General features: G+C 49.0%; 12 protein-coding genes. 8 read left to right on the top strand and 4 right to left on the bottom strand.

The window, feature by feature from the left end:
* Nucleotides 1-677: 677 nt before the first annotated feature.
* From rpmH to QRD89_RS19170, 8 genes are all read left to right on the top strand, one after another.
* Nucleotides 678-812, top strand: coding sequence for a 50S ribosomal protein L34 (rpmH, locus tag QRD89_RS19205; protein ID WP_081594803.1), 135 nt, complete (start codon nucleotides 678-680; stop codon nucleotides 810-812).
* A gap of 138 nt (nucleotides 813-950) precedes the next feature.
* Nucleotides 951-1,304, top strand: coding sequence for a ribonuclease P protein component (gene rnpA, locus QRD89_RS19200; RefSeq protein WP_008636180.1), 354 nt, complete (start codon nucleotides 951-953; stop codon nucleotides 1,302-1,304).
* Nucleotides 1,305-1,416: 112 nt separating this feature from the next.
* On the top strand, nucleotides 1,417-2,178 hold the full coding sequence (gene spoIIIJ, locus QRD89_RS19195) for a YidC family membrane integrase SpoIIIJ (RefSeq protein ID WP_008636181.1): 762 nt from the start codon (nucleotides 1,417-1,419) through the stop codon (nucleotides 2,176-2,178).
* Nucleotides 2,175-2,789, top strand: a complete 615-nt coding sequence (gene jag, locus QRD89_RS19190) for an RNA-binding cell elongation regulator Jag/EloR (protein WP_008636183.1) — start codon at nucleotides 2,175-2,177, stop codon at nucleotides 2,787-2,789. The genes spoIIIJ and jag overlap by 4 nt, the downstream gene beginning before the upstream one ends.
* Nucleotides 2,790-3,042: 253 nt before the next feature.
* Entirely contained in the window at nucleotides 3,043-4,419 is a 1,377-nt protein-coding gene (gene mnmE / locus QRD89_RS19185; protein WP_026577627.1) for a tRNA uridine-5-carboxymethylaminomethyl(34) synthesis GTPase MnmE, read from the top strand.
* 57 nt (nucleotides 4,420-4,476) lie between these two features.
* The gene (gene mnmG, locus QRD89_RS19180) at nucleotides 4,477-6,366 is read left to right on the top strand and encodes a tRNA uridine-5-carboxymethylaminomethyl(34) synthesis enzyme MnmG (RefSeq protein ID WP_008638946.1); all 1,890 of its coding nucleotides are present in this window, start codon (nucleotides 4,477-4,479) and stop codon (nucleotides 6,364-6,366) included.
* Nucleotides 6,367-6,383: 17 nt separating this feature from the next.
* A complete protein-coding gene (gene rsmG, locus QRD89_RS19175) occupies nucleotides 6,384-7,100 on the top strand; it encodes a 16S rRNA (guanine(527)-N(7))-methyltransferase RsmG (protein WP_026577628.1) in 717 nt (238 codons plus the stop codon).
* Between the two features lie 57 nt (nucleotides 7,101-7,157).
* Nucleotides 7,158-7,649, top strand: coding sequence for a metallophosphoesterase family protein (locus QRD89_RS19170; protein WP_286096074.1), 492 nt, complete (start codon nucleotides 7,158-7,160; stop codon nucleotides 7,647-7,649).
* 61 nt (nucleotides 7,650-7,710) lie between these two features.
* Here the strand turns inward: QRD89_RS19170 and nei are convergent, their stop codons facing one another.
* From nei to QRD89_RS19150, 4 genes are all read right to left on the bottom strand, one after another.
* Entirely contained in the window at nucleotides 7,711-8,532 is an 822-nt protein-coding gene (nei, locus tag QRD89_RS19165; protein WP_286096073.1) for an endonuclease VIII, read from the bottom strand.
* A gap of 16 nt (nucleotides 8,533-8,548) precedes the next feature.
* Nucleotides 8,549-9,418: an SDR family oxidoreductase gene (locus tag QRD89_RS19160; protein WP_008638937.1), complete on the bottom strand. Its 870-nt coding sequence runs from the start codon at nucleotides 9,416-9,418 to the stop codon at nucleotides 8,549-8,551.
* Between the two features lie 109 nt (nucleotides 9,419-9,527).
* The gene (gene splB, locus QRD89_RS19155) at nucleotides 9,528-10,556 is read right to left on the bottom strand and encodes a spore photoproduct lyase (RefSeq protein ID WP_008638935.1); all 1,029 of its coding nucleotides are present in this window, start codon (nucleotides 10,554-10,556) and stop codon (nucleotides 9,528-9,530) included.
* On the bottom strand, nucleotides 10,550-10,804 hold the full coding sequence (locus tag QRD89_RS19150) for a transcriptional regulator SplA domain-containing protein (RefSeq protein ID WP_008638933.1): 255 nt from the start codon (nucleotides 10,802-10,804) through the stop codon (nucleotides 10,550-10,552). The genes splB and QRD89_RS19150 overlap by 7 nt, the downstream gene beginning before the upstream one ends.
* Nucleotides 10,805-10,971: the final 167 nt, after the last annotated feature.

Here is a 10,971-nt window from a genome sequence, read left to right as displayed (position 1 = left end):
AATGTTCACCCCTTTCTGTTTCATTGGAAAACAAAAAAACCTTTCGTTCTCTTTTTCGAACGTAGCAAAAGGATCGAAAGGCATTCGTATAAGATTTGTATAAAGTTTTTCGGGATCCAGTACTCTTTTGCATGTGGATATTTGAAAAGTTGATAGTAATAGGGTTCGAGCTTCTTATATTCACTATCCACATTCTTGTGAATAACTGCATAAACAAGTGTGTTAATAACTGTCCACACGTTATCCACAACCTGTGGAAAAGATTTTTCGTGTTTTTTAGCTATTCACGGTTAAGCACAAATATAATACCAGATAAAATAGTGTCTTGCAATGGTTCCACGGAACTTATCCACAATAGCTACACGTTGTAGATAAAAATAATCCACAGCACTATATTTTGTGATTTACTTGTCGATATTTGTTGTGGATAGTCTGATTTCCATGAAAAATTATACACAATACCTGTGAATGTTCGCCAGAAAAGTTGTTTTTCCGCTGTGAATTGGAAGAAGATCCTCCTGTTATAAGACAGTCTGTTATATAACGGGTGTCTGGATTTAAGGGAGAAGAAGTATGGAAATGGAAGTTGACAAAACAGGGGGGCATTGATTATACTAATCGGGACTGCCTTTTAGATGTATGTATTATTGGAATATTTCCCAGGAGGTGTATATATAATGAAACGCACATTTCAACCAAATAATCGTAAGCGTAAAAAAGTACACGGCTTCCGTTCACGCATGAGCACTGCAAATGGACGTAAAGTTCTTGCACGCCGTCGTCGTAAAGGAAGAAAAGTTTTATCAGCATAGGCCACTGAAAACAATCAGTGGTCTTTTTTTCAGTATAAGGGTCAGAAGAGGGGCGGATCTCTCGTCCCTCTTCTCTTTTAATTGCAGAGGAGGCGTCATCCCGGCGCTGCCTTTTTGTCTAGTTCTGGAGGGTGTTCGATGAAGAAAGCTTATCGGATTAAGAAAAATGAAGAGTTTCAGCAGGTTTTTCAAGGTGGGCAATCCTTCGCAAACCGACAGCTGGTCCTTTACTACAAAAAGAAGGCCGACCAATCCCATTTCCGGATCGGTTTATCTGTCAGCAAGAAGATCGGCCCGGCAGTCATGCGTAATCAAATCAAACGATATTTGAGACAAGCGTTCCTTGAACTGGAAGAACATATACATCCTCAATATGACTTGGTAGTGATCGCCCGCAAACCGACGAGTCAAATGGATTTCCACGAAATGAAGCGGAGTTTGACACACGTCCTTTCCCGGTCGAAGCTGCTTAATAAAAAAATTCAACGGTAAGAATATAGAATTATGAGGCGTACTAATGCTAAACTAATGTTGGCCGTATGTTTTACGTTTTCATAATTTTCTAATAGAACCTTGTAAGAGATTCATAAGGAGGAACGAAACGTTGCGGAATAAAATGATAGCGCTTCTAGCAATGGCTGGAGTGCTTACGTTCCTATCCGGGTGTACCCAGGTGAATCAGGATATCACTGCGGATAGTACAGGATTTTGGAATGAATATGTAGTTTGGCCTTTGTCACAGACCATCACGTTCTTCGCAGATGCGACCAGCGGAAGTTTCGGTTTGGCGATCATCATCGTCACCGTAATCATTCGGTTGATCCTCCTTCCTTTGAACATCAAGCAATTGAGAAGTTCGAAGGCGATGCAGGACATTCAGCCGGAATTGAAAGAATTAAGAGGGAAATATTCTTCTAAAGACCAGCAGACCCAACAAAAACTGCAGCAGGAAACGATGCAGCTTTTCCAAAAGCACGGCGTCAATCCTTTGGCAGGCTGTCTGCCGATCGTTGTACAGATGCCGATCTTGATCGGGTTCTATCATGCGATCATGCGGACTGCGGAAATTCAGACACACACATTCCTTTGGTTGGAGCTTGGTTCCCCGGATCCGTTCCTGGCTATTCTCACAGCTGCGACTACATTCTTGCAGCAGAAATTGATGATGGCAGGCGGCGCCGCAGCCCAAAACCCACAAATGCAAATGATGTTGTACATCATGCCGCTTATGATCGGTACATTCGCGTTCTTCTTCCCATCCGCGTTAGCGTTGTACTGGATCGTAGGTAACGTCGTGATGATTCTGCAAACCATTTTCATCCGTAAACCGATGATGAAAGATGCGACGGGAGGAGCAGGCGAGTGAAACAAGTAACTGCTACAGGTTCGACAGTTGATGAAGCGGTCCAATCAGCACTAGAGCAATTACGGACATCAAAGGATCAAGTAGATCTTGAAGTTATTGATGAAGGTAAGAAAGGATTTCTCGGTTTCGGTTCCAAACCAGCGATTGTGAAAGTATCGATTAAGAAAAATCCAGTGCAGGATGCAGAGACATTCATCTATGACGTAGCAGAACAAATGGGAGCTCCTGTTCAAATCCGTACAGACATTCGTCAACGGGATATTTATATGGAACTGCATGGGGACAAGATCGCTATGCTCATCGGCAAGCGCGGTCAGACATTGAATTCCCTTCAATATCTGGCCCAGCTGGTCGTCAATCGTGAATCGGACATCTTCTATACGGTCATGCTCGATGCCGAAGGGTATCGAGAGCGGAGGAAAGAGACGCTTCACCAATTGGCCCAGCGCCTTGCGGATAAGGCGGTTCGGACAAACCAGGAAGTCAAACTGGAGCCGATGCCTTCCTACGAGCGGAAAATCATCCATGCAGCACTGCAGAACCATAAGCGAGTGATAACGGACTCTGCCGGAAACGATCCGCGGAGACATGTCGTTATCAGGCCTTCATGATTCGAAAGCTAAGAATACTTCTGCCCCCGGCAGAGGTATTTTTTTGTTTCTGCTGCTTGTATTCCTGTCTCTGAATGAGGGAAATATGATAGAAACCGTTTATACACATGTGGATAACCAAAAAACAGCTGCGACGTGTTGATATCTTTTCAAAACGCGTGGGTGTGTGGTAAGGTAAGATGTTAGTGGTAACGAAAAATAACGATTGTGGATAACTATAGATGAACGATTTATTTTCAGGAGGTGAAGGCGTGTGGAAACGGATACGATAACGGCGATATCGACCCCTATGGGGGAAGGTGCGATTGCCATCGTCCGGTTGAGCGGGCCAGAAGCTGTATCGATTGCAGCGAAATTATTCAGAGGGAAAGATTTGAACGAAGCGGCATCCCACACGATGCATTACGGGAAAATCATCGATCCGGAAACGGGCGACGTGGCGGAAGAGGTTATGGTATCTGTCATGCGCGCGCCGAAAACATTCACAAGAGAAGACGTCGTTGAGATCAACTGTCACGGCGGCCTTGTCTCTGTAAATCGTCTGCTTGAAATCATCCTGGCAAGTGGTGCGAGACTTGCGGAGCCGGGAGAGTTTACGAAACGGGCGTTTTTGAACGGTCGAATTGATTTATCCCAGGCGGAAGCGGTGATGGACCTGATCCGTGCGAAGACGGACCGGGCGATGAACGTCGCATTAAAGCAGATGGACGGCCGTCTGTCGAAGCTGATTCAAGATCTGCGGCAGAAGCTTTTAGAAACGCTTGCTCATGTCGAAGTGAACATCGATTATCCAGAATATGACGACGTGGAAGAGATGTCCCATGAAATGATGAAAGAGAAGACGAAGGAAGTCCATGCGGAAGTGACGAGTCTTTTGGAAACAGCGCGACAGGGGAAAATCCTTCGCGAAGGTCTCGGTACGGCGATCATCGGGCGCCCGAACGTCGGAAAGTCTTCCTTGATGAACGCGCTTGTGCATGAAAACAAAGCCATCGTCACGGAGATCCCCGGAACGACACGGGACGTGATCGAGGAGTATGTCAACGTCCGCGGTGTACCGCTCCGGCTCGTCGATACGGCGGGAATCAGGGAAACGGAAGACATTGTCGAACGGATTGGTGTCGAACGATCCCGACAAGTATTGCAGGAAGCAGACCTCATTCTGTTTGTGTTAAACTATGGGGATGAATTCAATCAAGAAGATGAAGAGCTTCTGAAAGCCATTCAGGATATGAACGTCATCGTCATCGTCAATAAGATGGACTTAGAGAATCGGTTGGATCTGGAGCGGGTCAAGGAATTGGCTGGAGAGCATCCGGTTATTACGACAGCACTGATCCGTGAAGAAGGAATCGATCAGCTGGAGAAAGCGATCGCAGATACCTTCTTCGAGGGGGAGCTTGATGCCGGAGATATGACCTATGTGTCGAACGTTCGTCACGTACAGCTTTTGAAACAGGCGAAGCAGGCCCTGGAAGATGCCCGGGACGGCATGGAAATGGGTGTGCCGCTTGATGTTGTACAGATTGATGTAACGAGAACATGGGAGATCCTCGGAGAGATCGTCGGAGATACCGTCCATGACAGTTTGATCGACCAGTTGTTCTCTCAGTTCTGTTTAGGGAAGTAATTGTTGAGTAGGAAGTTTTTTTGAATAGATGTAGAACAAAAAAGGAGAGACACCCAAATGACATTTGATGCAGGGCATTATGATGTAATCGTAGTCGGCGCCGGTCATGCAGGAGTGGAAGCGGGGCTTGCTGCGGCACGCCGTGGTGCGAAAACCCTCATGCTTTCTTTGAACCTTGATCTGGTCGCTTTCATGCCATGTAACCCTTCCATCGGCGGACCTGCCAAAGGGATCGTCGTCAGAGAAATCGACGCCCTCGGCGGAGCGATGGGGAAAGTCATCGATAAAACGCATATTCAGATGCGTTTGTTGAACACACGAAAAGGACCGGCTGTCCGTGCACTGCGCGCTCAGGCGGACAAACCTCTGTATATTAAAGAAATGAAGCGCGTCCTTGAAACGCAGGATAATCTGACTTTGAAGCAGGCGATGGTCGAAAAGATCCTCGTGGAAGACGACGAAGTGAAAGGTGTCGTTACGGAAACCAATGCGGCGTATTACGCGCCGACGGTTGTCATCACGACGGGAACGTTCATGCGCGGACGCGTCATCATCGGCGACCTTTCCTATGAAAGCGGCCCGAACAACCAGCGCTCTACTGTATCGCTTTCCGAGCAGCTCGAAGAACTCGGAATCGACATGGTCCGTTTCAAGACGGGAACGCCGATGCGGGTCAACAGCAAGACGATCGACTATTCCAAGACGGAAATCCAGCCAGGCGAAGAAGAGCCGCGCTCCTTTTCCTATGAAACGACGGAATTCATCACGGATCAGATACCGTGCTGGTTGACGTATACGAACGAAGAAACACACAAAGTCATCAATGATAACCTCGGACTGTCTGCGATGTATTCCGGTGCGATCAAGGGGACAGGACCGCGCTATTGTCCGTCCATCGAGGACAAAATCGTTCGTTTCAATGACAAGCCGCGCCACCAGATCTTCCTTGAACCGGAAGGCCGTGAGACGGAAGAAGTTTATGTACAGGGAATGTCGACATCGATGCCGGAATCCGTCCAGCATGAAATGATGCGTACCGTTCCCGGACTTGAGAATGCTGAAATCATGCGGGCCGGTTATGCCATTGAGTATGATTCCGTCGTTCCGACCCAATTATGGCCGACGTTGGAGACGAAACAGATCTCCGGGTTGTTCACAGCTGGTCAGCTGAACGGAACTTCCGGGTATGAAGAAGCAGCCGGACAAGGGTTGATGGCGGGCATCAATGCCGCGGCCAAGGCGCTTGATCTCGAAACACTTGTACTCGATCGTTCTCAAGGCTATATCGGTGTTATGATCGACGACCTTGTCACGAAAGGAACAGGCGAACCGTACCGTCTGCTTACTTCCCGTGCGGAATTCCGTCTGATGCTGCGCCATGATAATGCGGATCTCCGCCTGACGGAAATCGGCTATCAGCTGGGACTCATCACGGAGGACCGCTACAAGCGTTTCCTTGAGAAGAAACGGTTGATTGAGGAAGAACAGAAGCGTTTGGATAAAGTCATCCTGAAAGAGACGGAGGAAGTCCAGGCTGTCATAGAAGAGGCGGGCGGATCCAAACTGAAGGATGCTATTCGTGCGACCGATCTTCTGAAGCGTCCGGAAATGAGCTACAGCCATCTGGAGCGTGTGACACCGAGTGATGTGAGGCTTCCAGAAGCGGTCAAAGAACAGGTCGAGATCCAGGTCAAATACAGCGGCTATATTAAGAAGGCGCTGGAACAGATCGAACGGATGAAGAAGATGGATAACAAGAAAATTCCTGAAAACATCGATTACGATGCGATCAACGGACTGGCTACCGAAGCGAAAGACCGCCTGAAAACGGTTCGTCCGCTTTCTGTAGGGCAGGCTTCCCGTGTGTCCGGGGTCAACCCTGCGGACGTATCGATTCTGCTTGTCTATATTGAGCAGGGTCAGATTGCACGCGTTTCAGGAGAATAAATCGAAGGGATGGACGTATGGATACCGCAACCTTTATACAAGCATTGAAAGAAAAAGGGATCGATCTTGACGAGAAACAGCAGCACCAGTTCCAGCGTTACTTCGAAATTCTTGTCGAATGGAACGAGAAGATGAACCTGACAGCCATTACCGATCAGGAAGGCGTTTATTTGAAACACTTCTATGACTCGCTGACCGCTGCATTCTATTACGATTTCAGCAAGCCGCTTCGCATCTGTGATGTCGGAGCGGGTGCCGGATTCCCGAGCCTGCCGCTGAAAATCGCTTTTCCGCATTTGAAAGTGACCATTGTGGATTCCTTGAAGAAACGGATCACTTTCCTGAATCACTTAGCTCATGAATTGGAGCTTGACGATGTCGCTTTTTATCATGACAGAGCCGAGAATTTCGGGAAAAACGCCAACTTCCGTGAAAGCTATGACCTGGTCATGGCAAGGGCTGTTGCACGCATGTCCGTACTCAGTGAACTGTGTATCCCGCTCGCGGCCAAAGGCGGTCGTTTCCTTGCTATGAAGGGGCCGAACCTGATGGATGAGATGGAAGATGCAAACATTGCCATTCAAACTGTCGGTGGTGAAGTCATCGATGTGCACACGTTTGAGCTTCCACAAGAAGGAAGCGAACGGAACATTGCCATTATTGAAAAACGCCGGAAGACTCCGAAGAAGTATCCGCGTAAAGCAGGAACACCGAACAAAACACCGATTCAATGATGAGAAAGCCCCCTCTGTCTCCGGATAGAGGGGCTTTTTTGGTAGAGGAGGAGAAGCATGAAGATTGTGGTCACAGCAGATACACATATGCCGAAGAAAGCGAAAGAGCTGCCGGAGCGGTTAATGAAGGAGCTTCCTTCTGCCGATGCCGTCTTCCATCTCGGAGATTTTCAATCGCTGGATGTCTATGAAACATTGAAGGAAAAATCCGCGCTGTACGGCGTTTATGGAAACGTGGACGGCGGGGAGATCAGAGAATTGCTTCCGGAAAAGCAGGTAGTGACACTCGGGGGTGTGCGTTTCGGTCTCGTTCATGGACACGGGGATAAGAAGACGACAGAACGCCGGGCTTTGGAGTCGTTTGAAGAGGGGGAGGTCGATATCGTTCTCTTCGGCCACTCCCATATTCCGTATCTTCGTTACCATAAGAAGACGCTGCTGTTTAATCCGGGCTCGGCGACGGATAAACGCAGCCTTCCATTCTATTCTTTCGGAATACTGACGCTGTTGGAGGGCGGCATTCACGCAGAGCATATCTTTTATTCTTAAAAAAGGCCAGGCCGCACGTAACAGTGCGGGCTGGCCTTTTGCCGTCATACGGACTCTGAACTCATTCCTTTTGACAGGTAGGGCAGTAATAGCAGCGCCTGGAGCCGGCGCGGAATTTAACAATGGGGGTGCCGTCGATGCGGCACGGACGGCCCTCGCGGTTGAACACCCAGTGACGATAATCCTTCCGCTTCACACCTTCTTTTTTTAAGCGCTCTGCCAGGTCGAGGTCGTTTGTGATTCCTTTATGGCGGTAGGACTGCCACATCAAATCAATGGTCGCTTCGGCTGCTTTCCTTTTTTGTTCTTCGGTACTGTCAGCAGGGCGCGTTTCCGGATAAATACCGGCAGCAAACAGGATTTCACTGCGCAGATAATTGCCGATTCCTGCAATGAACGCCTGGTCCAAAAGCAGGGACGTCCACCGTCTGTTCCGGAACCGTTTCTCTTCGAAGCGAGCGGTTAATTCTTCAGGGGTTACGGTCTCACTTAAGATGTCGGGGCCGACTTTAGCGATGAATGGATGCGCCGGTACTTCTTCATCGCGCAGCACTTCAATGTCCGATGCGCTGTATAACAATGCGGACTTCTTCTCATTATGGATGGCGAGCCGGAGCTGCCGGTTCGTTTTCGGGTAGTTGTAGGCGTTACGGATCATCCACTTCCCATACAGCTGGTTGTGCGAGTAGATCGTATAGCCGTTGTTGAAGCGGATGAGCATCGCTTTCCCCTTTGTGTCCACTCTCCGGATGCCGGCCCCTCTCAGAATCTCTTCATACGGCTTCAGCTGTTCAAAAGCAAAGAAGACATCGATCACTTCTCGATCCATCAGTGCCTTTTCGACTTGGTCGGCGGCACGGCGGATTTCCGGTCCTTCTGGCATGGTTTCTATTCCTCTCTCAGCTTGATGTGTACATTCCTCCGTTGATATGGATGAACTGACCTGTGATGTAGGTGGAATCATCAGAAGCAAGCAGGACGTAGCTTCCGACGTGTTCGACCGGCTGCCCCGGGCGGCCCATCGGCGTACTGGTACCGAATTCTTCGACGTCTTCTTTCGGGAAAGTCGCTGGAATGAGCGGTGTCCAGATCGGTCCCGGAGCGACTCCGTTCACGCGGATTCCTTTGTCGACGAGCTGTTGGGCCATGGAACGGGTGAAGGCGACAACGGCCCCTTTCGTCGCTGTATAATCGACAAGCTGCGGGTTGCCTGTATATGGATTAATGGAAGCGGTGTTGATGATCGCGCTTCCTTGTTTCAAATGTGGAATCGCTGCTTTCGTCAAATGGAACATAGAAAAAATATTCGTGCGGAACGTGCTTTCCAGTTGTTCTGTAGTAATATCCAACAAATCGTCCTTCGGATGCTGTTCCGCAGCGTTGTTGACGAGAATATCCAGCTGTCCCAGCTCATCCACTGTTCGCTGAACCGCCTGCTTACAAACATCTTCATCACCGACATCGCCTGCGATCAGAATCGCCCGGCGACCTTCTGCTTCGACGAGCTGCTTCGTGTGCTCGGCATCCTCGTGCTCCTCCAGATACGAAATGGCAACGTCTGCCCCCTCCTTCGCGTATCCAATAGCGACAGACCTTCCAATTCCGCTGTCCCCGCCGGTGATCAGGGCGACTTTTCCTTGTAGTTTATTTCCGCTTTGGTAATCTGTATCCGCTTGGAGCGGCAATGGCTGCATTTCACTCTCCATTCCGGGCTGGCTTCCTTGTTCCTGTGCCGGCTGTCCATCTGTCTGTCGATTATATCGTGTCATGCTTCATCCTCCTCTGTGGAATGTTTTGTATGCTCATTCCACCTTTTTGGAAAAATAAAACACGGACGATGTTTTTCAGGCAGACAAAAAGGCGCACAAGGCGCCCTGATCAAGTAAAGTATTCGAGACTTGCTTCCGGGAAGTACTGATTAATATACCCGCCGAGCGTCTTCTTCATATCTTCCTGTTCGTCGGTCTGGTACACGTATTTCCCAATTCCGTATCGACCCCATTTGTACTTTCTCTTCTCCTCATCCATCTCAAGCTTTGTCATCGGATAATTTTTCTCAATGACGCGCTTGGCAGGCTTCGTAAAGCGGTGCTGGATCAGTTCGAACGTCAAATCTTTCGTGGCGTAGTCCGGGAGTTTGTCGTGTAGCTTCTCAAACAGCACCCGGTACCCTTCCTTCCAATCGTCGTACAGATAAATCGGTGCGATGATGAACCCGAGAGGATAGCCTGCCTTCGCTACTTTGGCAGCTGCCTCGATCCGCTCGTCCAGGCGGGAAGTGCCGGGCTCTAAGTACTTGATGACATAGTCCGCGTTCATGCTGAAGCGGAAGCGTGTCCTGCCGTTATGTTTCGCGTCCAGCAGATGATCGACATGAGCGAACTTCGTCACGAACCGCAGCCTTCCGTGGTCGGATTCCCCGAAATATTCAATTGCCCGTTTGAGGGAATGGGTCAAGTGATCGATGCCGACGATATCCGACGTACAGGACGCTTCGAAACGGGTTTCCTCCGGCATTCGTTCCTTCATATACTGCTCGGCAGCATCAAAGACCTCCTCCACATTCACATAGGTCCGAATATATGGTTTGCTCCCCATCGTCGTCTGCAGGTAGCAGTAATGGCAGTGCCCCATGCACCCGGTCGCTAGCGGGATCGCGTATTCAGCCGATGGTTTAGACGTATCGAATTTGAGCGTTTTCCTTACACCGACGACGAGCGTCGATTTCGCCATCCGGTATTTTTGGAAATCGTTCTCTCCGGGGAGGTTCCTGACCTGATTATGCGACGTCGTTTGACGAATTTCGATGCCCATGTTTTCGAATTTCTCTTTTAATTCCCGGCCTAAGGGGTAATCGAGCGCCCGCGGCTCTATATAGACCAGTTCCGGTACGAATGGTTTTACCACAGATCTCCCTCCGATTCCACACCGCCGAACGCATCATAGTAGGCCCGCTCCGCTTCCCCTTCGGATGCATAGACGGCTATGCTCTCATCCAGTGGAAAATACGTTTCATACAAAAATAATGCCAGGGAACCCGGGTTTTCCGGGTCGTTCACCACGGCCGCCTCCTGAACATTCGCTACATCATACGTATGCGGATTGCGGTAAACGACATAGACGACATCGCCTGCTTTATAACTGCTCCCATCCATCCAATCACCTGCTCTCTTAGTTGTTGTGCTCATTTTTCCACAAAACCCGCCAATTATTACAAGAGAGGATGCTTGTTTCATGTGAAACGAATAAAAGATGACAATTGTCATCTTTCATCATGACAATGCTTTCTAATTATTTCCTCCGCATCCTGATACGATAGATG

This window comes from Halobacillus sp. ACCC02827 (assembly GCF_030291935.1).
Classification (GTDB): Bacteria; Bacillota; Bacilli; order Bacillales; family Halobacillaceae; genus Halobacillus.
Note: the sequence above shows the minus strand (reverse complement) of the source record. Positions and strands in the feature narration are given on the sequence as shown.